Annotated in this window: 20 protein-coding genes and 1 tRNA gene; 14 read left to right on the top strand and 7 right to left on the bottom strand. The window is 40.1% G+C overall.

Annotated features, from left to right (window positions below; translation table 11 throughout):
- Positions 1–92: 92 nt before the first annotated feature.
- Complete coding sequence (locus WG954_RS07860) at positions 93–308, top strand: hypothetical protein (RefSeq protein WP_340435242.1); 216 nt, start codon at positions 93–95, stop codon at positions 306–308.
- A gap of 85 nt (positions 309–393) precedes the next feature.
- A complete protein-coding gene (locus WG954_RS07855; RefSeq protein ID WP_340435239.1) occupies positions 394–807 on the top strand; it encodes a DUF4345 domain-containing protein in 414 nt (137 codons plus the stop codon).
- Between the two features lie 35 nt (positions 808–842).
- Here the strand turns inward: WG954_RS07855 and WG954_RS07850 are convergent, their stop codons facing one another.
- The 4 genes from WG954_RS07850 to WG954_RS07835 all read right to left on the bottom strand — a co-directional run bounded on the left by WG954_RS07850 (position 843) and on the right by WG954_RS07835 (position 5420).
- On the bottom strand, positions 843–1943 hold the full coding sequence (locus WG954_RS07850) for a phosphotransferase enzyme family protein (protein WP_340435238.1): 1101 nt from the start codon (positions 1941–1943) through the stop codon (positions 843–845).
- Positions 1944–2018: 75 nt separating this feature from the next.
- Positions 2019–3371 carry a Gfo/Idh/MocA family protein gene (locus tag WG954_RS07845; protein WP_340435236.1) on the bottom strand — a complete coding sequence of 451 codons (1353 nt, stop codon included), beginning with the start codon at positions 3369–3371 and terminating at the stop codon, positions 2019–2021.
- 420 nt (positions 3372–3791) lie between these two features.
- On the bottom strand, positions 3792–4829 hold the full coding sequence (locus tag WG954_RS07840; protein ID WP_340435234.1) for a LacI family DNA-binding transcriptional regulator: 1038 nt from the start codon (positions 4827–4829) through the stop codon (positions 3792–3794).
- Between the two features lie 12 nt (positions 4830–4841).
- Entirely contained in the window at positions 4842–5420 is a 579-nt protein-coding gene (locus tag WG954_RS07835) for a carbohydrate-binding family 9-like protein (RefSeq protein ID WP_340435232.1), read from the bottom strand.
- Between the two features lie 479 nt (positions 5421–5899).
- Between WG954_RS07835 and WG954_RS07830 the strand changes: the two genes are divergently transcribed.
- Positions 5900–6334, top strand: coding sequence for a hypothetical protein (locus WG954_RS07830; RefSeq protein ID WP_340435229.1), 435 nt, complete (start codon positions 5900–5902; stop codon positions 6332–6334).
- Between the two features lie 86 nt (positions 6335–6420).
- Here the strand turns inward: WG954_RS07830 and WG954_RS07825 are convergent.
- Positions 6421–6492 (bottom strand) — tRNA-Arg (locus WG954_RS07825).
- 113 nt (positions 6493–6605) lie between these two features.
- On the opposite strand from WG954_RS07825, the gene WG954_RS07820 reads away from it, so the two are divergent.
- From WG954_RS07820 to recR, 4 genes are all read left to right on the top strand, one after another.
- Entirely contained in the window at positions 6606–7265 is a 660-nt protein-coding gene (locus WG954_RS07820; RefSeq protein ID WP_340435227.1) for a tetratricopeptide repeat protein, read from the top strand.
- A 425-nt stretch (positions 7266–7690) separates the two neighbouring features.
- Entirely contained in the window at positions 7691–10849 is a 3159-nt protein-coding gene (locus WG954_RS07815) for an ATP-dependent helicase (protein ID WP_340435225.1), read from the top strand.
- Positions 10850–10934: 85 nt separating this feature from the next.
- Positions 10935–12353, top strand: a complete 1419-nt coding sequence (locus tag WG954_RS07810; RefSeq protein ID WP_340435223.1) for an Ig-like domain-containing domain — start codon at positions 10935–10937, stop codon at positions 12351–12353.
- Positions 12354–12397: 44 nt separating this feature from the next.
- Positions 12398–13018, top strand: a complete 621-nt coding sequence (recR, locus tag WG954_RS07805) for a recombination mediator RecR (RefSeq protein ID WP_340435221.1) — start codon at positions 12398–12400, stop codon at positions 13016–13018.
- Positions 13019–13075: 57 nt separating this feature from the next.
- Here recR and WG954_RS07800 read toward each other — a convergent pair whose 3' ends face one another.
- Positions 13076–14290, bottom strand: coding sequence for a hypothetical protein (locus WG954_RS07800; protein WP_340435219.1), 1215 nt, complete (start codon positions 14288–14290; stop codon positions 13076–13078).
- Entirely contained in the window at positions 14277–14864 is a 588-nt protein-coding gene (locus tag WG954_RS07795) for an RNA polymerase sigma factor (protein WP_340435217.1), read from the bottom strand. The genes WG954_RS07800 and WG954_RS07795 overlap by 14 nt, the downstream gene beginning before the upstream one ends.
- Before the next feature lie 367 nt (positions 14865–15231).
- Here WG954_RS07795 and WG954_RS07790 point away from each other — a divergent pair, with 367 nt between their 5' ends.
- From WG954_RS07790 to metH, 7 genes are all read left to right on the top strand, one after another.
- Positions 15232–15642 carry an OB-fold protein gene (locus WG954_RS07790; protein WP_340435215.1) on the top strand — a complete coding sequence of 137 codons (411 nt, stop codon included), beginning with the start codon at positions 15232–15234 and terminating at the stop codon, positions 15640–15642.
- Between the two features lie 2 nt (positions 15643–15644).
- Positions 15645–16001, top strand: a complete 357-nt coding sequence (locus WG954_RS07785; protein WP_340435213.1) for a c-type cytochrome — start codon at positions 15645–15647, stop codon at positions 15999–16001.
- A 10-nt stretch (positions 16002–16011) separates the two neighbouring features.
- A complete protein-coding gene (locus WG954_RS07780; protein WP_340435211.1) occupies positions 16012–16578 on the top strand; it encodes a YceI family protein in 567 nt (188 codons plus the stop codon).
- A gap of 3 nt (positions 16579–16581) precedes the next feature.
- A complete protein-coding gene (locus tag WG954_RS07775) occupies positions 16582–17490 on the top strand; it encodes a DUF5777 family beta-barrel protein (RefSeq protein ID WP_340435209.1) in 909 nt (302 codons plus the stop codon).
- A 42-nt stretch (positions 17491–17532) separates the two neighbouring features.
- The gene (locus tag WG954_RS07770; RefSeq protein ID WP_340435207.1) at positions 17533–17916 is read left to right on the top strand and encodes a hypothetical protein; all 384 of its coding nucleotides are present in this window, start codon (positions 17533–17535) and stop codon (positions 17914–17916) included.
- Between the two features lie 272 nt (positions 17917–18188).
- A complete protein-coding gene (locus WG954_RS07765) occupies positions 18189–19184 on the top strand; it encodes a homocysteine S-methyltransferase family protein (protein WP_340435205.1) in 996 nt (331 codons plus the stop codon).
- A 22-nt stretch (positions 19185–19206) separates the two neighbouring features.
- Positions 19207–21930, top strand: a complete 2724-nt coding sequence (gene metH, locus WG954_RS07760) for a methionine synthase (protein WP_340435204.1) — start codon at positions 19207–19209, stop codon at positions 21928–21930.
- Positions 21931–21952 lie beyond the last annotated feature (22 nt).

The raw sequence follows: 21952 nt of genomic DNA, 5'->3' as shown, positions 1-21952 counted from the left end.
TTTCCAGTTCATGTTAGCAGTTGTTTGTATTGGAGATGAGTGAACTTATGTTTGTATTGTTATTTAAACCTTATCATCTAACCTTATTTATCATGGCCGAAAAACAACCTTTAAAAAACGGGGAAGCCGTTGCGGAAGATCAGTGCAGCACAAACACCTGCAGCAATTGCTACACGTACCGTGGCTGTATGCATCAGCCCTATTCATTCTGGCAGGCATTGTGCGATGCAGCTGCGTTTCAATTGCAGCCAAGTGAAGAATTGAAAGCAAGGATTTTTAACAGCAACAACCAATCTTTTGCAGCCTGATCGCATGATCGTCTGAAAATCTTGGCAAACACCAAGAACCAAGTTCTGTGCTGTTTCGATTTTTGTGTTAACAAAAAACACATATATGAAACAGCACAAACTTTTACGCATCTCTTCTGCCACACTCATCGGCTTTTCAGCTTTTTCTATTTTAATGGTAAGCCTCATGGCTTTTCAAAACCCGCAAGCCGTGATGGACCTGGTGCAGGTAAAGCTCACCAACAACGATGCCTTTAGTTCCATTCGTGGAGTATACGGTGGCGTTGGGCTAACTATTTTCATCAGCTTAGTGTATCTGGCATTTAAAGATCATACCAAAGGATTGGCATTTGCATCCATTCTCTGGGGAAGCTATGCATTGTCAAGATTGATGACCATTTCGCTTGAGGGACCGCTGGGTTCATTTGGTCAGCAATGGCTCATGATAGAAAGTATACTTTGTATTGTTGCAGTTACATTATTGATCATTCGGGTAAAATTGCAGGAAGCAAAAGCTTAAGTAATAAAATATCCCCCGTTGTATCGGGGGATATTTTATTCACTGGTTGAAAGAATCCGGTTGATCAAAGGAACTAATTCGTTTTCTTTTGCGATGAGTTTCTCAAGCAGCACCAATTGGTTTGATGCCCTGATGAAATTATGTTTTTCGTAACGTGCACCGTAGTACACATCATCATTCAGGTAATCAGTTAAGAAGCGAATGGCTTGCATATAGATCATGAACTTGCCGGCATAAAAGAACAGCTGCTTCTCTGTTTCTGTAAGATCGGTTTTCATTTCGCTATAATAACCTTGAACGATGGCTTCAAAAATTGATGCACGTATTTCAATTTTACTGAAATCACTTTCCTCTTCGCTCACCGGCGACAAATAAGTGCGCATCATATCGCCCACATCACTGATGAAATAGCCGGGCATCACCGTATCAAGATCTATTACACACAATCCATTGCCATCTTTATTAAACAACACATTGCTGATCTTTGTATCGTGATGTGTAACCCTCAGCTTGCAATCCGGATTTGTTTTGATCTGCTGGTATTGTTCTGCAATGGATCTGTTATCCATCACTTTCTTTATCAACGCATCGGCTTCAATAATCCGTTCTGTATTACCATTTTCCAAAGCCATCATGAACTGACGATAACGCAACGACAGATCATGAAAAGACGGGATCGTAATTTTAAGTTGCGTTGTATCTAGTCCGCTTAACAAATGCGTAAATCGTCCAAACTGCACTGCTGCTTCATAAGCTTCATTTGCAGTTTCCACCACTTCTTTTGCATACGAGCCTTTTACAAAAGGGAATAATCGAAAAAAGCCTTCATTCTCTAAGTAAACAAGTGAAGCACCATCTTCTGAAGTAATGGGTGCCGCAAATGAGTAACCGGGATAATGTTGTTTGAGATAGTTTGCAATTAAACTGATGTTATATGCAATATCTTCCGGCTCATTAAACACCAAATGATTTAACCGTTGCAGAATATATTCATCTGATGTGGTGGTTACTTTCCAGGTACTGTTGATCAGGCCGCTTCCAAAAGCTTCCAGTTTCACTCTCTTTTCCGTGAGGCCAAAAACAGGCAATACGGATTGCGACATTATTTGCTGATATTCCAAAATATTATATGTCATATTCTCGCTTATGGCAGTTCCATTCCTTTTATACAATCATCATCGATAATTCGTTCAGCAACGGCCACTTCTTTATTAATAATCATCATTCAATGCAAACACAGGTTTGCGATACATCCATTTTCCACCGGTAAAATCAGGGAACTCAATTGTTTCATTTCCTTTTTCAACAGAGAGTTCACTCAATGGAGTAATGGCACTCCATGCCGCTGCATCATACACATCCATCGGTGTAGCGGTTTTACGTTTAATGCTTTCAACAAACGAATGGATCACGAAGAAGTCCATACCACCGTGCCCTGCCCCTTCAGTTTCTTTACTCCAGCGTGCCCACAATGGATGATCATATTTGTCGAACCAATCTTTTGAAGCATCCCATTGATGCGGTTTTGATTTGCCCTCGATGTGTACCCCTTTATTTACATCCATCCAGATACCGTTGGTGCCTTGCACACGGAAACCTAATGAATAAGGTCGTGGTAAGTTGGTATCATGTTGCAACAAGATGGTTTCTCCATTTGCACAACCTATAGAAGTAGTAACAACATCACCTAATTTGAAATTAATTTTCGCATTGGGATGTTCAGGTCCGCATTTCTTTACAATATGTTCATGAAGGCCTCTCGCCTTTGATGAGAAGGAAGATATATTGACAAACCTGTTGCCACGGTTGATGTTGATGTAGTGTGCAACAGGTCCGATACCATGTGTTGGATACAAATCGCCATTACGATATACGGAGTGATGTGTTCTCCATCTTGCTTCGCTCCATCCCTTATCACCAAATTCACACCCCTTACCATATGCATCAACACCATTGTTGAATTTCACTTCACGCAGGTCGTGTTGGTAACCGCCTTGCAGGTGTACCAGTTCACCAAACAATCCCTGGCGCACCATGTTCAATGCAGCCATCACATCTCTGCGGTAGCAAACATTTTCCAGCATCATTACATGCGCATTGTATTGCTCTGCAGCTTTTACCACATCCCAATGATCCTGCAACGTAATACCGATCATTACTTCACTACCCACGTATTTAATACCTGCCTGTAATGAACCAATGATCATTTCTTTGTGCCACTCCCACGGTGTAGAAATAATAATACCATCAATGCCTTTCAGTTCAAGCATCTTCTTCCATGCATAAGGATCGCCGGTAAAGATCTGCGGCATTTTCTTTCCACTCTTTGTGATCATCTCTTTTGAGCGTGTAAGCATACGATCATCAATATCGCAAATGGCAATAAGGTCTACATCATTGCGACGCAACACAAGATCAAGATGACTCTGCCCACGTAAACCCACGCCGATCATTACCATTTTCACTTTAGCATCTGCATCTTTTGCAAATAACGAACCCGTTGGCAAGATGGCCAATGAGGCGGCGGTTAAACCGGTATTCTTTATAAAATCTTTTCTATGCATACAATTGATTGAAAAATTAGAGATGACTTTGTTATAACAAGCAGTTGTAAAACACCGTTAGTGCCGGCCATTGAAGTAAACCGGAGTATCCGAAAGTTTGTACTCTTCCTTGGAAGAATGAAAATAATACATAAATTTTCAGTTTTAGCATGCAAACGGGTGCGCAAAATTGAAGCTGCCATTGTGCAACCCTTATAAAAAAAACCGACTGAAAAGCCGGTTCGGTTGTAAACTATAACTATTGATTATGAGAAAACTGCTTACATGCTTATTCAATAAACAGAAAGCAAGTTATTGTGCCGGGAAGACTTTTTTTAATGCAAACGGATGCGCAAAATCGAGCACAAGCTGGAAAAGCAGCAGACTTAATGCAGGCTGTTCAGTAAGTATTAAAAAAACTACCGAAGTAACAGAAATTTATCAGGCACCTGTTGTTGCCTGTTGATATGCAACTAATGTTGCAGGCAATTCTTCCACATAAAAAGATGATGAGGTGATCTTATTATCAGTTTTTTCGCTCAGGATTTTTATCATCAGTTCCATAGCACGTTCACCTTGACCATATGGATACTGCTCAACTGAAACAAGAGGAGGAAAAGCTGTATAACTTGTAATTGGAAGGTTGGCATAACTCACAAACACAATATCCTTATTCACCATTATATTATGCTTCTGAGCATATTGCACAGCATCCATATGCACATAGTCGTTAAATGTAATAATTGCTGTTGGCGGATGCTTTAATGCAAGTAGTTTCTTCATTGCATGATGTGTGCTTTCTTTCGACAGGTCTGTTTTCTCCACCATCTGCATATCCACTTTCAGTTTTTGTCTGGAGATGCCCTCAATGTATCCGTTCATGCGTTCTTTGCTTGCATTCAACTTATCGGGTCCGTTAATAAATGCAATGCGTCTGTAACCTTTGTTGAAAAGCCATCCAACCATATCAACAGTTCCTTTGTACAGGTTACAAAATACTTTGTGCGCTTCTTTGAAAGGAGGTACCCGATCAAAATACACAACCGGTATTTCAAACTTATTCAACGCCTCCAGATGATCGTACTTATTTGTTTGCTTCGATAAAGAAATGATCAAACCATCAACCCGTTGTTTTTTCATTGCATCCACTACAGCTTTCTCTCTTTCGGGGTCATCATAACTCTGCCCAAATAAGATGGTGTATTGATGTTCCATAGCAGCCGATTCAATACCACTGATGGCCTGCGAAAAAAACTCCTCCCGTATATACGGTATCACCACGCCAATAACATATGTTTTCTTTTGCTTAAAAAAAATAGCTTGTGCATTTGGCTCATAACCCATCTCTTTTGCCAATTGCTGAACTTTCAGCTTTGTGCCAAGACCAATACGAGGATGATCGCTCAATGCTCTCGATACAGTTGATACTGATACCTTCAGTTGCTTAGCAATTTCTTTTATCGTTGGCAATTTCTCCATACCCATACAAGATTATGAAACTTTCGCTTCAAATTCAATATCACCAAAAAAGGCCGGTTGGTGAAAATCCGGTTCAACTGTTTCTATACGTTTCCATGAGAGAAAATGAGGTTGTGACAACTTATCGCCACACTTATAAAAATTTGCCCTGCATTTCTTTCCTTCCAGGTTAAAAACATTATGGTACATAAACACACTCAACGGAATAATGGCCTGCATTTGCCATTGAAAGGTTTTTGTTTTTTTTTCCATTTGTGCAAAACACTGAATGCATTTTACCAACGTAACCGGCAAGAGTTTTCTTTCCTTTCGATTTTTACCAAAACCAACCAATGCAGTGCCGATGCAGTTAAATTCAAAATTGTAATAGCCTTTGTCGTCAAAACTGATGAAGAATTCCACACAACTGTCTTCCCAAACCGATGAGTTGATGGCCGTATTTTCATGACGAACCTCCACTTCCTCCACATCAAACGTGAGTACAATATGCTCACCTGTATGTGCTATGGAAAATTTTACATCAGGTTTATAGGAATAAGATGGCCAGGGCTGTTCTGCTATTTGTTGTAAAGGAACAGATTGCTTTAGCACAATGGGCTGTTTTATTAAAGACAATTCGTGTGTAATCTCGATATATGGAATATGAAGTATCCGCATGTTGTTTACCATCGCTTCTCTATTAAACCTGTTTAAACACAATAATACTCAAGTTGATAAATGTAAGAAATATAAAAGGGTTGCGTGTGCACAAACGTATGCGCAGATAAGAAACTAACCGCATAAAAAGTCTGAAGATGTTTTTTGCTGAAGCACATTGCACACACACAAATACCTCCTTCAATTTATAGAATGAAAGATCATTTTTTGATTTTTTGAGATAAATGCAAGTCCGCTTCCGTTCGTTATTAATTCTTACTAACGCTTTCTAAGCTGTTGTTTTTTTCGTGAAAAGCTGCAAAACAAATCTTCTTTCAAGCCAGCAATCGATTAGTAATCGGGAATTGAGCTAATCATCTTTGTGCAGGGTTTAGTAGTAAACAAATCAACATTCACAATCAAAACAAAACATCATGAAAAGAACATTAATTCTTAGCCTGGTAGTAGTATTAATATTATCGGCTTGCAAAAAAAACAATGAAGACAATTTCACATCAATCAGACAAGGTGGTATGTCTTTCGATGAAGGCATCAAGACATTGAAAGGTAAATGGATTGCCGAAAATACCGTTTACAATGAGTATGACAACTCCATTTTAATTCACACGTATAAGGAACCATTTGAAAGAACCCTGATGGATTTCCAGGATAACGGCAACCTGGTAATTATAAACCAATTGGGCGCTAGAACATTGCCGTACACAATTCAAAACGATTCCATAGTAGAATTTGATGGAAGAATTTATGAAATCAGGGATTTAACGGCTATGTCTGTTATTCTTATTACCCGTGTAGACCTTGGGTCCGGATCGTACACAGAACATTGCATTAGTCTGAAACGGGAATAATGAATCAAATTGATTTAAATTAAATTGCCAGGACCAAGCAAAAGATGAAAGCGCTTTGCAATTAATTGCAAAGCGCTTTCATCTTGTAGTCCCGACAGGAATCGAACCTGTATCTAAAGTTTAGGAAACTTCTATTCTATCCATTGAACTACGGGACCGGAAGTACAGCAGTAAAACTGGCTCCTTCGGGCGGCAAAAATAGCAGAATTCAGGAATCTGCAACGGGAAATCTGACCTCAAACCCTACCTTTGCAGCCCAATTCTTTTTCGTATGAAATTATTGAACGTTTATATCCGGTACAGGCTGATTATTGGTATTGTATTACTGGTGGTTGCAGGTGTGGTGCATTACTACACAAGCTTTTGGCCATCGTTTATCATTTACCTTATTGCTATTGTGAGCATTGTCGGTCATTTCTTCTTTGGCCCTCTCCGTCTTATTCAGGAGTATATGGAAGCCGGTGATATGGATGGTGCAGAAAAGATCCTGAATTCCGTTACATTTCCTGGTTTACTTTTCAAGCCAATTCGCTCCGTGTTTTACACCCTCAAGGGTAACATCGCTATGATGAAGCAGGATTTTGATGGTGCAGAGAAAATGATGAAAAAAGGAATGGATCTCGGCTCAGGCTCTTCACTCATGCAGGGTACGGAAGGAGCAAGCTTATTGCAAATGGGGATGCTGGCCATGCAAAAGAACAATTTCAAACAAGCTGAAAGTTATATCCGCCAGGCTTTACGCAAAGGGTTACCCGACAAAGAAAACCAGGCAGCTGCAAATCTTCAGATGTGCAGTATTATGATGAATAAGAGGGAATTCAGGGCAGCAAAAGAGTTTTTCCGCAAGGCAAAGGCGCTGAAACCTTCTACTCAACAATTGGCCGATCAGATAAAACAAATGGAGAAATATATTTCCCGGATGCCGGGCTAGGCAAAGTAAGAGGCAGAAACGGTATTTTATGAATGGATAGCTATTTTTCTGCCTCTTAAATCTTTTTACAGGTAAGCTGATAAATAATCAGCGGGTGTGGTAGGACAACAACGGCTAAAACCTTCAACATTGTAAAAGTACCCCTACCACCTCATCCAAAAAATACCACTTTTAGGGTATATTCTACATCTCACTCAAATAAAAAACCGCCTTTTTTACTAAAAAAGACGGTCAATACTGTACGGCTGGCTGGATTTTAAAAACGGGCTTCGTAGTTAGTACTTGAAAATTAGGCTAAAACCATTTCTGTTTAACTTTTTGCTGCTTTATCTTTTGCAAGCTTTATCCACAAACGGGTGAGAAGCCATTTTCCTGACTATTCAAAAATCTTTACGGGCACAAGGGCAGAGAATTAACTTTGAAGCATGTCCATTAACAAAGAACGCCTGGAACAACGTTTCCTTGAAGAATACGAAAGGCTCAATGAAAAACAGAAGCTGGCGGTTGATCATATTGAAGGACCAGTAATGGTTATTGCCGGACCCGGTACAGGTAAAACACAGATACTTGCCAGCCGCATTGGAAAAATTTTGCTTGAGACTGATGCGCTTCCTCAAAACATTTTATGTCTTACCTATACTGATGCCGGTGTAGTGGCCATGCGCAAACGTCTATTAAAATTCATTGGCCCCGATGCATACAAAGTAAATATCTACACTTATCATGCTTTTTGTAATGATGTAATACAGGAGAATCTTTCGCAGTTTGAAAAAACAGCACTCGATCCTTTATCCGATCTGGAAAAGATCGAGTTGTTTAAAGAGCTCATTGATTCATTTCCAAAAAACCATCCGCTGAAACGATACAGAGGTGATGTGTATTTTGAGATCACCAATCTTGATCGCTTGTTCAGTACGATGAAGAAAGAAGGCTGGACACCTACTTTCATTGAGCAAAAGATCAATGAATACCTTGCTGATCTTCCTACACGTGATGACTATGTTTACAAACGCAAGTACAAACAATTCAACGCTGGTGATCTTAAAAAAGAAAAGCTGGATGAAGAAACCGAACGCATGGAAAAACTCCGTGCGGCCGTAAAAGAGTTCGATCGTTTTCAGCAACTCATGCGCAAACGCAACCGCTACGATTTTGATGATATGATCACGTGGGTCATCAAGGCATTTGAAGAAAATAAAAATATGCTGGCCAATTACCAGGAACAGTTCCAATATATTTTAGTGGATGAGTTCCAGGATTCAAGCGGTACACAAAATAAAATCGTTGAATTACTCATCAGCTATTGGGATCAACCGAATGTATTTGTGGTGGGTGATGATGATCAAAGCATCTTCCGTTTCCAAGGTGCCAACGTGGAGAATATGGAAGGCTTTGCCGGCTTGTATGCAAACGACCTCGTAACAGTTGTGCTATCAAACAACTATCGTTCAACACAACCAATACTTGACATTTCAAAATCACTCATCAGCAGAAATGAAGAACGGTTAATTAAAAAAATACGGGGCTTAACAAAGGATCTTTTGGCTAGCAACAGCAAGATCAATCATCTGCTGCACAATCCTTCGATCAGAAGTTACCAAACGCAACGGGAGGAAATGATCGACATTACTTTACAGGTGCAACAGCTGTTGAAAGAAGGCATTCTTCCCGGTCGCATTGCGGTGATCTATAAAGAAAATAAATATGGCGAAGAGTTAACGCATTACTTCAATCACCTTGGTATTCCCTTTTACAGCAAACGACATTTGAATATACTGGAGTTGCCATTGGCACAAAAGATAATTCTTATACTGAAATATTTAGCTGCCGAGCATGATGTTCCATATGGTGGCGATGAAATGCTGTTTGAATTATTACACTTTAGTTGGTTTCATATTCCACCCATTGAAATTGCAAAGCTTACTGTTGAAGTTTCTTCAACTCAATTCAGCGATAACAAAACATCGCTCAGAAGATTATTGTATGAAAAAGCACATGCACCAGCCAAAGATCTTTTTTCGCAAGGCATTCATCATGGCTTAAAAGCAGCCAGCGGTATTTTTGAAAAACTGGTTGGGGATGTGCCGAATGTGACGTTGCAGCATTTGTTCGACAACATCATTCGTGAAACAGGCATTCTCAAACACATCATGCAAAGCCCGGATAAACATTGGCAATTAAAAGTACTCACAGGTTTATTCGATTTTGTAAAAGAAGAAACAAGGCGTGATCCTTCACTCTCATTACAAGGTTTGGTATCCATTATTGAACTGATGGAAAAAGAAGAGTTGAAATTACCATTGGTACAGGTAAGCGGCAGCGACAACGGTGTAAATCTTTTAACTGCACATGGATCCAAAGGTTTGGAATTTGAACATGTGTTTGTAGCCGGTTGCAATTCCGGTTATTGGGAAAAGAAACGTAATCCTTCTAATGGGTATAAATTACCGGATACCATTTTCACGACTTCATCTGTAACAAAAGAAACATCTACGGAAGAATTACGTCGATTGTTTTATGTAGCGATCACAAGAGCAGAAACACATCTCAATCTTTCATTTAGTCAATTTAAAAACGATGGGAAAGAACTGGAACCATCGATGTTCCTCGAAGAAATAAGAGAAGAACAGCCGATCGATATTGTGCCGGTAATGCTGAGTCCGGAAGCATTGAGTGAATTCACTGCATTGTTGTTTGGTGAAGCACAGGCACCGGAAATTGAAAAGATCGAAGAAAGTTTTATTCAGCCGATACTGGAAAAATTTGTGATGAATGTTACGGCGTTGAACAACTATTTAAAATGTCCGCTGGAATTTTATTTCAAAAATCTCATTCGTATTCCATCACCTAAAAATGAAGCAACTGAATTCGGTTCATCTGTTCACTATGCATTGGAGCAATTGTTTCGCAAGATGCAGGAGACGAAAACAGATACTTTTCATTCAAAGCAACAGTTCATTGCCGACTTTGAATGGTATATGCATCGCCACCGTGAAAGTTTTACCAAAGAACAGTTTGCACGAAGGATGGAATATGGACAGGAAGTATTGAGTAATTACTATGATAAATACATCAACAGCTTCTCCACTATTGTAGCCATTGAACGCAACATCCGCAATGTGATGATCAAAGGCGTTCCGTTGAAAGGAAAGCTTGATAAACTTGAGTTCGACGGCAAAGCGGTGAATGTGGTGGATTATAAAACCGGCAATGTTGATAATGCGAAAGAAAAACTGCAAGGCCCCAGTGATAAACAAACGGATGGCGGTGATTACTGGCGACAAGCGGTGTTCTATAAAATTCTTGTCGACAATTACGAAGCAAAAGACTGGAAAGTTGTTAGCACCGAATTTGATTTTATTGAACCGGACAAGAAGAAAGAATATCGCAAAGAAAAGATCGTTATTACTCCGGCCGATATTGAAACGGTAACACAACAGATCGTTACGGTTTGGGAAAAAATTCAGAACCGTGAGTTTTACATCGGCTGCGGCAAAGAAGATTGCCACTGGTGCAATTTTGTAAAGACCAATGAAATGGCGGTGGTATTGCATGAGCTGGAAGAAGACGAGGCTGAACCATGATTTATCGGATTATTAGGATTTGCAGGAAAAGAATTCATTTGAAAGCAAGTATGTTTGCACTTTGTAATTGAAGCGGCGTTACTACATGAAAAGATTTTTTCCATTCATTTTAATACTCCTTTGCATCCCCGCCATGATGGTTCAAACGACGGGCTGTGCCAACATCGTACCACCAAGTGGTGGACCAAGAGACAGTTTGCCTCCTGTTCCGGTTTCAGCTTCACCAAAAGATTCAGCCACAATGGTGAAGGAGCAAAAGATCACCATCACGTTTGATGAATTTGTTGAATTAAAAGAGCCAAATCAAAAAGTGATCATTTCACCCTATCCTGTCAAAGACCCAGTGATCGAATTCAAATTACGCACCGTTACTGTACGTTTAAAAGATTCACTCTTACCCAATACAACCTACAACATCAACTTTGGTGATGCTATTGTTGACTTGAACGAAGGAAATATTCTTAAAGATTTTCAATACAGTTTTTCAACCGGCACTTCTATTGATTCAAATGAACTTTCGGGAAAAGTTATTCTTGCAGAAACAGGAAAGACAGACAGCACCATGTTTGCTTTGTTGTATCGCAAAGAAGAAGATTCAACCGTGTACAAAGAAAAGCCCATGTATGTAGCAAGGGTTGATGGGCAAGGTAATTTCCGTTTCAATAATTTACCGGCAGGTAAGTTTTACGTGTATGCCTTGCGTGATGAAGATGGCAACAAAAAATATACACAAGGTATTGAGCAGTTTGCATTTCTTGATTCAACAATTAATGTAACCACTACTACTCCTGCTGTTCAGCTGTATGCATTTGCAACTGAGAAGGAACGACAAAAATCAACTGCCACACAGGATACTAAACGTGGACTTGTTGTTTCTTCAAACCTTGAGAGCAACGCTTTGGATATTCTTGACACATTCAGGCTGATCTATACGAAACCCATCCGCAGTTACGATTTGTCAAAGATCCGTTTGCAGCAGGATTCAACAAAGTTCATCACCGATTTCACCATAGTTAATGACAGTGTTCGCAAACAATTACTTTTCAATTATGCGTGGAAATCCGGTGGCACTTACAAACTTTACCTTGATAAAGATTATGCAGCTGACACTTCCGGGTTAAAATCATTGAAGAACGATACGCTTTCTTTCCGTGTAAAAACAGAAAAAGAATATGGTACGCTTCGTATTCGTTTTAAAGAAATTGATACCGCCACTCACCCGGTATTGATTTTTTACAGCAATGATCAAATTGTTGGCCGCTATCCATTAACCGGCAAAGAATTTTATCGTGCTCAATTTAAACCCGGCTCCTACAAACTTGGTTTGTTGTTCGATACCAATAAGAACGGTGTTTGGGATCCAGGCGATTATTTTGCAAAACCGAAACGTCAGCCGGAACTAGTTCAACCGCTCAATTATTCAGTTACTGTAAAAGAAAACTGGGATAATGAACTGGTGATAGAACCGGGTAAAGCACAAAGCAAAACGCCGGATCTTCAGTAAACCTCTTTCTGTTTTTAATTCAGCATCCTTCGTACTTTCGCTGCATGTCTTTCTCTTCGTCTTTATTGGAACAGGCCGTGAATGAATTTGCCAAACTACCCGGCATTGGTAAAAAAACAGCGTTGCGTTTAGTGCTTCATCTCATCAAACAACCGCAGGAAGAAACACAGTTGTTTGCTGATACCATTGCACGTATGCGGAGAGAAATTAAATTCTGCAGCAAATGTTGCAATGTATCCGATACAGAAATTTGTAATATCTGCAGCAATATCTCCCGAAAAAAACAGATCATTTGTGTGGTGGAAAATATCCGTGATGTTATTGCTATTGAAAGCACACAACAGTTCAACGGGTTGTATCATGTGCTTGGTGGCGTTATTTCACCATTGGATGGTGTAGGACCGGATCAGTTAACGATCGAGCCATTGATTAACCGATTAAAAGAAGACGAAGTGGAAGAACTCATCTTTGCACTCAGCCCTAACATACAAGGCGACACCACTTTGTTTTATATCAGCAAAAAAATAAAAGACCTGCCAGTTAAGATCACCACCATCGCACGTGGCATTGCGTTTGGTGGCGAACTGGAGTATGCAGATGAATTAACTCTTGCCCGCAGTTTGCAGAACCGCCAGCCTGTAGCGAATTATGTGAGCATGAAATAGTTGATGGTGAATGGTTAGAGTCTGATTCACGACTCATCATTCATTACTCATCCCTCATTATCTCAGTTTAAACTTTGCTGTTACAGTTAATCCTGCATTATACAAACGGATCTTACCAACACCAATTCCACCTGATGGTATTTTAATGCCCGGCTCAGCCATCAGTGAAAAGCGGTCTGATATTTTTCGTTCAGCGATCGCAGAAAAATTTACGCTTGAAAATAAATGGAAGCTGTTGTTGTTCCAGGCACGGTGTGTTACGGTATCTCTCCCTGCCTGGTTTTTATAATAATATTCGTAAGCTTCTTTGCGCATAATAATAGAAGAGGATCCTGCAGAAACATACACGTTGGTTTTTCTAACGTTCACTACCCTGTACGCAATACCCAAAGGAATTTCAATGACCTTACAATCAGCATCAATCTTTTTAAAGTAAGTATAACTTGCCCAGTAATTATTAGCAGGATTGTAATCCTTATCATTTGCTGCATAGATTTTAGAAGCTGAGGCAACACCGGTACGTAGAATTATTTTTTTACCAATGGTATACATAACTCCTATCCCAACTACCGGGGTTAGTCTGCCCCATGTATTTAAAGAAGTGGCTGGCGCTTCAAGTCCTGTGCTAAAGGTCAGGGAAAAACTGTTCTTAGCAGGTTTCCTGATCGCTGCATTTTTTTCTTTGGTTACAACCAATGAACTATTACTTCTCTCCTGTACATTTTTCAACAACAGGAAATTGTTTTTATGCGTAATCGAAGTAGCCCTGCCAGTTGGAGTAATTAACAATACTTCTGCAGGAGCATCGGGTATATTGTTGTCTGTAAAATCTTTTTGCTTAAGTTCTTCTTTTCCAGTTTGGAAATGAGTCAACTTATTTTGATTCGGTTTGGTTTTTACAATTTCAATCGTACTTGTTTTCTTTGGTTGTATGTCAAGATCAGTTGAGCGATCAATATGTTCCTCAACTACAACAGGAGTTTTTTGTACGTCAGTTTTTACAATTGCAGGAATGGGTTTCGCAGTTAAGCTGTTTGTGCTGTTTATTCTATCTTCTCCGGTTTGCGAAGCCCTCCTTGCAGGAAGGAATGTAGTTAACGATGCCAAAATAATACAACTCAGCAATAAGATATACGGGAATGGTTTACCATTGTTCTCAGGTAAATGTTTATCCAGCAATATCTCCATCTTCTTCCACGATTCCTCTTCAAATTTTGGGAATGCGTCAGGAGCAGGATCATTTAATTTTTTATATAGATCATCGATAGGCATTTATTTCTTTTTTAGTGGATTTTTGCAGGAGCTTATTCTGTAAAAAAGCCCTTGCCTTTGCAAAATTTGATTTAGATGTTCCTTCAGTTATGTTCAACTGCTTACCCACCTCTTTATGGGTCATTCCCTCAATGGCATACAGGTTAAAAACGATGCGGTAAGCAGGACTCAGTTCCTGGACAATTTTGATCAATTCATTGTAGGAGATATTTGCCAGCATATCTTTCTCTTCGCCAACAGTTACATTCGTATGTTCCTCATTCAGGTCTTTGAAAATGGCGTTGTTCTTGTTCTTCCGGTAATGGTCTATTGCGGTATTGATCATGATACGCCTCAACCACGATGTGAAGCCAAAAGCAATATCTTCTGAAAGAGGTTTGTAATTGTATATTTCCCTGAAGATCTTTAAGAACCCATCGTTAATGATTTCAACTGCGTCTTCTTTATCGTTGCTGTACTTGAAGCATATAGACATAGCATAATCATAAAAAGCTACATATATCTTGTTTTGATATATACGCTTATTATGCCTGCACCCTTCTATGCAATTAACTAATTCCTCTTTTGTCAGCACAGCCTGTGGTTGATATTGTTCTAAATAACGAAAAGACAGAATAAACAGTTGCCTTAAGTCTAAGATTTTAGCTGAAACCAAATTCCTGACTTAAGTCTTTATAAAAGTTACAAAATTATTCGTAGAAAGGCAACCTTATTCCTTCTGGCTACGATAGTTAGTATACAGCAGTTTGGTAATTGGTTGATAGATATTAAAAGCTGGTTGAGTTACCCCTTTCGTTATTTTTATATTGCCTGGTGGTTGCAACCTCATGAACTTTCGCCTGTGAAGCATAGCAATGGAGACGACTGTTGCTTAGGTGAAATGCTTGCTTCAAAAACTATCCGTTAACCATTTTATATATGTAACTCAACCGGCTTTTGGTATGAAGAAACGATCGCTCATAGTTTTTATTCTGTTTGCAGTATTGATTGGCGCAGCAATATTCTTTATCTATACAAAATGGAATAAAGCTCCTGAAAGCATTGAAAATGCTGAGGCGGTTCGAATAAACGCAGCTGATCTTTTCCGTGAGTTTGCAGAAAATGAGAACCAGGCAACACAAACCTACAATGGCAAAGTGCTTGAAATAACAGGCATCGTAAGCTCAACAGCAATAAACCAGCAAGGAAAAACAATTGTACAGTTGCAAACCAATGATCCGCTATTTGGCATTAACTGTACCATGGAAAATGAGACGACGATAAATGATGGCGAAACCGTTACAATAAAAGGCGTTTGCAGTGGCTTTACAACTGATGTTATTCTTATTCGCTGTTACCTCATAAAAAAATAAACATGAAGCCGATTCTTATTGTTGCACTTTCATTATTACTCCTTGTTTCCTGTACCTATAACAAAGAAGAGTTGCTGTACAATAACACCTGCGATACCAGCAATGTGAAATACAGTGTACAAATAGTAAACACAATTGCTGCAAATTGCCTGGGCTGTCACACCGGTGCAAGTGCTCCCGGAGGCATCATGCTTGATACATATACAGATGTGCGTACAGTTGCCATGAATGGTCGGCTACTCGGCGCAATCACCCATTCGCCCGGTTACCGTGCCATGCCCGATTTTGCTCCCAAACTTCCGGAGTGCCGTATTGCTGAAATCAGAACATGGATCAGAAATGGCATGTTGAATAATTAAACCTGAAAACATGCGCACAATTTCTTTTATACTTATTCTCTGTTTCTTAATTCTGAAATTGCAGGCGCAGGAAAACTATATGACCCGCAATGGGCAGATCAGTTTTTTCTCCTCCACGCCATTGGAAGATATTAAAGCGATCAATAACGAAGTGGCATCTGTCTTAAACCGTAAGACCGGCAGCGTTCAATTCATTGTTCTGATTAAAAGTTTCCAATTCAGGAAAGCGGCTATGCAGGATCATTTCAATGGAAAAGATTACATGGATTCAGATCGCTATCCCAAAGCTGAGCTGAAGGGAATAATCACCAACATCAGCACGGTTGATTTTACAAAAGATGGAACCTACCCGGTAACTGTTGAAGGCACACTCACCATGCATGGTGTCAGCAATAAGATCAAAAGCGCAGGAAATATCATTGTGAAAGGTAGTACTGTAACCGCTACTGCTGTCTTCAAAATTAAGCTTGTCGATTATAAAATTTCTGTTCCAACAATTGTCTCAAAAAAAATAGCAGAGAAAGTGGAAGTGACGGTGAATTGCAATTACCAACTCTATCAACCAAAAAAAAAATAACCCATGCTTGATAAAAAATATACGTTGTTGTTGATAATGCTTATCAGTAGTTATTTTCTTACAGCGCAAGAGATCGATCTCAACAAAGAACTCGAAGAAGAAAAAGAAAAACCTAAAACGCAATACATAACCAATACCTTTCAATCAACTCGTATCATCAACAGTCATACCATTGAAATTACACCAAAGGGTTATATGGATTTTCGTATTGCTCACCGCTTCGGTACACTCAATGGTGGCTTTTATGAATTGTTTGGACTAGATAACGCCAGCATGCGTATGAGTTTTGATTTTGGTTTAACACCCAATCTTATGCTCGGGGTTGGAAGAAGCACCTATCAAAAACAATACGATGCATTCGGCAAGTATCGCTTTCTCCGGCAAAGTAAAGGCGAACGGAATATGCCGATCAGTGCAGCTATCGCATCATCCATTATGCTTACGACGTTGAAATGGCAGGACCCAACAAGAGAGAATCTGTTTTCATCACGTCTGCAATATGCCCATCAACTCATCATTGCCCGTAAGTTTTCTGAAGGAACGGCCATTCAACTGATGCCAACCATGGTGCATTACAATCTTGTACCCAAGGCCAGCGATCCAAATGATATTCTGGCGTTGGGCATTGGCGGTCGTCAGCGTATCAGCAAAATGGTATCGGTGAATGCTGAATATTATTACCTGTTGCCGGGTTCCCGTTTCGATGGCACTACCAACTCTTTTTCCATTGGTTTCGATATTGAAACTGCCGGCCATGTGTTTCAACTCCATTTCACCAATTCACGTGGCATGACGGAGCGAACATTCATCAGCGAAACCGCTGGCAGTTGGGGTAAAGGCAACATCCTCTTTGGTTTCAACATTTCAAGGATGTTCAACTTACAAAAGAAAAAAAAGGTTAAAACAGCATAAGCATTTGGCAGGTAGCTGCTCATTGCTGAACTTCATTGTCGCATGCGAAACACTTTTCTATACATTTTACTGTTCATCAGCATTACTTCTTGCAAGAAATCAGGCACAACCGACCAACCCTCTGTTGACATTAAAGACGGCACCTGGCGGATCAGTTATTTTTGGGATCAGCAGGATAAAACATCTAATTATACCAATTACTATTTTATGTTTCTCGATGGCGGCACGTTGATGGCGCATGGCAGTTCAACCACCATCACGGGTACCTGGAGTCAAACAGGTACAAGAATCAATATCAACTTCAGCAACCCCGCCATGAGCGACCTCAATGGCGACTGGCTCAAAACCGAATTCACGAATTCCGGCATCAAACTCAAAGACGACAGCCCTTCACAAGACGATCAGCTCTATTTTGTAAAAAACTAACCTCTTCGCCCAAAAGCCCAAACCCCTTGTTGGTGCGTGTTTTTCATTTACATTTGCACTTCATTCAGGCGGATTTGTTTATTGTTCGGCCAAACGGAACTAATAAACGTCAATAAAACTCTCACCCGGTTTTCCGAAACGTTTATAGTTTAAATTATGTAGCCAGCTTTTATGCTGCTATCATCTTCTGTTGCGTCGCACTCTTGTACGCCTGGTGCTATTATTCATCTGCCTTATTGAACACTCAGTTCGGGCAGTTAAAATGATAAACTATGGACATCAGAAAAGAACTCGAAAAAAGAATCCTCGTTATTGATGGCGCAATGGGCACCATGATCCAGCGGCATAAACTTGAAGAAGCTGATTATAGAGGCGAGCGTTTCAAAGATTGGCATTGCGATGTAAAAGGCAATAACGATCTGTTGAGCATTACACAACCGCAGATCATTACCGGTATTCACAAACAATATTTAGATGCAGGTGCCGATATTATTGAAACCAATACATTCAGCAGCACAAGTATCGCACAAGCCGATTACGATATGCAATCGTTGGCTTATGAGTTAAATGTTGCTTCTGCAAAATGTGCAAGAGAAGCAATTCAGCAATCGGGCAAGACAGCGTTTGTTGCCGGTGCAATCGGTCCTTTAAATAAAACATTATCTCTATCACCCGACGTAAACAACCCGGGTTACCGTGCTGTTACATTTGATGAAGTGGTGGCTGCCTATTACGAACAGATCAAAGGTTTGGTGGATGGTGGTGTAGATGTATTGTTGATCGAAACTATTTTCGATACCCTCAATGCCAAAGCAGCCATCTTCGCTATCAAAAAATATTTTCATGATACCAACAAGCCAGAGTTGCCGATCATGATCAGTGGTACTATCACTGATGCCAGTGGAAGAACCTTGAGCGGACAAACACTTGAGGCTTTTTACATTTCAGTTATGCATGCAAATCCATTAAGTGTTGGGTTGAACTGTGCATTAGGTGCGCATGAAATGCGTCCGCATATTGAAGAGCTTTCTCAGATCGCTTCCTGCTATGTATCTGCTTATCCTAATGCCGGTTTGCCAAATGCTATGGGTGAGTATGACGAAGAACCTTCAGATACCGGTCATTACTTAGAAGAATGGGCTAAAGAAGGCTGGGTGAATATTGTTGGCGGATGCTGCGGTACCACGCCTGATCATATCAAACATATTGCAGATCATGTGAAGAAATTACAACCGAGAGAATTGCCGGTTGTGGAAGAAACGTTTTGATTGAGTTAACAACAAAGAAATTATGAGCGTTATTAAACCATATAGTCGTTTTTCAGGATTAGAACCATTGGTCGTTCGGCCAGAAACCAACTTTTTGAACGTTGGTGAACGTACCAATGTAACCGGTAGTAAAAAGTTTGCACGCCTGATCCGTGAAAACAAATACGAAGAAGCATTGAGCATTGCACGCCAACAGGTAGAGAACGGTGCACAGATCATTGATGTGAACATGGATGATGCATTGCTGGATGGTGTACAAGCCATGACTACGTTTATCAACCTCATGCAAAGCGAACCGGACATTGCTAAGATTCCGGTGATGATCGACTCCTCAAAATTTGAGATCATTGAAGCAGGTTTGAAATGCGTGCAGGGAAAAAGTATTGTGAACTCTATCTCCATGAAAGAAGGAGAAGAGAAATTTATTGAGCAGGCACGCATCTGTCGCATGTATGGTGCATCAGTTATTGTGATGGCCTTTGATGAAAAAGGACAAGCCGATACTAAACAACGCAAAGTAGAGATCTGTCATCGTGCTTATAAAATATTAACGGAGCAGGTTGGCTTTGCACCACAGGATATCATCTTCGATCCAAACATTTTTGCCATTGCAACAGGTTTGGAAGAACATAACAACTATGGTGTTGATTTTATTGAAGCAACAAAAGAAATAAAAGAACTGATGCCGCTCACGAAAGTAAGTGGCGGTGTAAGTAATCTTTCGTTCTCCTTCCGTGGTAATGAACATGTACGTGAAGCCATGCACAGTGTGTTTCTCTACTATGCCATCAAAGCAGGTATGGATATGGGTATTGTGAATGCAGGTCAGTTGGTGGTGTATGATGAAATTGAGCCAAACCTTCGAAACCTGTGTGAAGATGTAATTCTCAACCGCAACAACGATAACAACGAAGCCACCGAAAAGCTCATCAACTTTGCAGAAACTGTAAAAGCAAAAGGAAAAGAAATTGTAAAAGATGAAGCATGGCGCAACAGTTCAGTTGAAGAACGTTTGAAACATTCGTTGGTAAATGGCATCACCGATTATATTGATATTGATACGGAAGAAGCAAGACAGAAATACAGTGCGCCGCTTGAAGTGATTGAAGGACCACTCATGGCAGGTATGGATGTAGTGGGCGATTTGTTTGGTGCAGGTAAAATGTTTTTGCCACAGGTGGTAAAGAGTGCAAGGGTGATGAAGAAGAGCGTGGCCATTCTTACGCCATATATTGAACAGGAAAAAGAAGATCGTAAACAGGCACATCTTGCAGCAGGTACAGTGAATGAAGAAAGTGCAGGTGCTGCAAAAATTTTATTGGCTACCGTAAAAGGTGACGTACATGATATTGGAAAGAACATTGTGGGTGTGGTCTTAGGTTGTAATGGTTATGATGTAATTGACCTGGGTGTAATGGTGGCAACCGATAAAATTTTAGATACAGCACAAAAAGAAAATGTAGATATTATTGGCTTGAGTGGATTGATCACTCCTTCGCTTGATGAAATGGTGCATGTGGCACATGAAATGAAACGCAGAGGCATGAAGCAACCACTGTTGATTGGTGGTGCAACTACTTCACGCATGCACACAGCAGTAAAAATTAATCCGCAGTACGAAGAAGGTGTGATTCATGTGTTGGATGCAAGTCGTAGTGTGACTGTTGCAGGCAACTTATTAAGTCCTGAACAGAAGCCAGCTTTCCTGCAAGGCATACAAGCTGAGTATGAAAAACTCCGTGATGATTTCAATAATAAGAAAGTAGTAAAACAATTCTTACGTTTTGAAGAAGCGCAGAACAACAAAGTAAAAATTGATTGGGCTGGCTTCACTCCGGTTGCACCAACATTCACCGGAGCAAAACAATTCGATGCATATGATCTTGAAGAGATCAGGAATTATATCGACTGGCAACCATTCTTTATTGCCTGGGAACTGCATGGCAAATTCCCGGCTATCTTAAGCGACAGCATTGTAGGTGTTGAGGCAACCAAACTTTACAATGATGCAAATGCGTTACTGGATAAGATCGTTGCAGAAAAATGGTTAACTGCAAAAGGAACCATTGGTTTCTGGCCGGCAAATAGTGATGGAAAAGATTCTGTTGCTGTATTACATGAACAGGCAGGACCGGATGAAGTACTGCATCTTCAATTCCTTCGTCAGCAGATCAAGAAAACAGAGGGCCAACCGAATATCTCCTTAGCTGATTTTATTGCGCCTGCTGAAACAAAAGCTCAGGATCACATCGGAGCATTTTCAGTTACCATTCACGGTATTGAAGAACACATCAAACGTTTTGAAGCAGCACATGATGATTATAACAAGATCATGCTGCAGGCATTGGCTGATCGTTTGGCTGAAGCATTTGCTGAAGTGTTGCATCAACGTACACGGAAAGAATTCTGGGGTTATGCAAAAGATGAAACTTTGAGCAATGAAGATCTCATCAAAGAACAATACCTCGGTATTCGTCCTGCACCGGGTTATCCGGCCTGTCCCGATCATACAGAGAAGTATAAATTATTTTCACTGCTTGGTGGCGAAGAAGCAACCGGTATTCATTTAACTGAATCATTGGCGATGTATCCCGCTTCATCTGTTTGTGGTTGGTATTTTGCACATCCGGAATCGAAATACTTTGGTGTAGGTAAAATTGAAAAAGATCAGCTGAATGATTATACAAAACGTAAAGGCATGAGTCTGGAAGAAATGAACAGATGGTTACGACCGATTTTAGAATGATGAAAAAATAATTGTACCAACC

This window comes from Lacibacter sp. H375 (assembly GCF_037892425.1).
Lineage (GTDB): Bacteria > Bacteroidota > Bacteroidia > Chitinophagales > Chitinophagaceae > Lacibacter.
The sequence above is the reverse complement of the archived record's forward strand: the minus strand, read 5'-3'. Positions and strand labels throughout refer to the sequence as shown.

Coding starts and splice junctions, on each gene's coding strand:
- WG954_RS07860 (WP_340435242.1), top strand. CDS start 93: ATGGCCGAAAAACAACCTTTAAAAAACGGGGAAGCCGTTGCGGAAGAT.
- WG954_RS07855 (WP_340435239.1), top strand. CDS start 394: ATGAAACAGCACAAACTTTTACGCATCTCTTCTGCCACACTCATCGGC.
- WG954_RS07850 (WP_340435238.1), bottom strand. CDS start 1,943: ATGACATATAATATTTTGGAATATCAGCAAATAATGTCGCAATCCGTA.
- WG954_RS07845 (WP_340435236.1), bottom strand. CDS start 3,371: ATGCATAGAAAAGATTTTATAAAGAATACCGGTTTAACCGCCGCCTCA.
- WG954_RS07840 (WP_340435234.1), bottom strand. CDS start 4,829: ATGGAGAAATTGCCAACGATAAAAGAAATTGCTAAGCAACTGAAGGTA.
- WG954_RS07830 (WP_340435229.1), top strand. CDS start 5,900: ATGAAAAGAACATTAATTCTTAGCCTGGTAGTAGTATTAATATTATCG.
- WG954_RS07820 (WP_340435227.1), top strand. CDS start 6,606: ATGAAATTATTGAACGTTTATATCCGGTACAGGCTGATTATTGGTATT.
- WG954_RS07815 (WP_340435225.1), top strand. CDS start 7,691: ATGTCCATTAACAAAGAACGCCTGGAACAACGTTTCCTTGAAGAATAC.
- WG954_RS07810 (WP_340435223.1), top strand. CDS start 10,935: ATGAAAAGATTTTTTCCATTCATTTTAATACTCCTTTGCATCCCCGCC.
- recR (WP_340435221.1), top strand. CDS start 12,398: ATGTCTTTCTCTTCGTCTTTATTGGAACAGGCCGTGAATGAATTTGCC.
- WG954_RS07800 (WP_340435219.1), bottom strand. CDS start 14,290: ATGCCTATCGATGATCTATATAAAAAATTAAATGATCCTGCTCCTGAC.
- WG954_RS07790 (WP_340435215.1), top strand. CDS start 15,232: ATGAAGAAACGATCGCTCATAGTTTTTATTCTGTTTGCAGTATTGATT.
- WG954_RS07785 (WP_340435213.1), top strand. CDS start 15,645: ATGAAGCCGATTCTTATTGTTGCACTTTCATTATTACTCCTTGTTTCC.
- WG954_RS07780 (WP_340435211.1), top strand. CDS start 16,012: ATGCGCACAATTTCTTTTATACTTATTCTCTGTTTCTTAATTCTGAAA.
- WG954_RS07775 (WP_340435209.1), top strand. CDS start 16,582: ATGCTTGATAAAAAATATACGTTGTTGTTGATAATGCTTATCAGTAGT.
- WG954_RS07770 (WP_340435207.1), top strand. CDS start 17,533: ATGCGAAACACTTTTCTATACATTTTACTGTTCATCAGCATTACTTCT.
- WG954_RS07765 (WP_340435205.1), top strand. CDS start 18,189: ATGGACATCAGAAAAGAACTCGAAAAAAGAATCCTCGTTATTGATGGC.
- metH (WP_340435204.1), top strand. CDS start 19,207: ATGAGCGTTATTAAACCATATAGTCGTTTTTCAGGATTAGAACCATTG.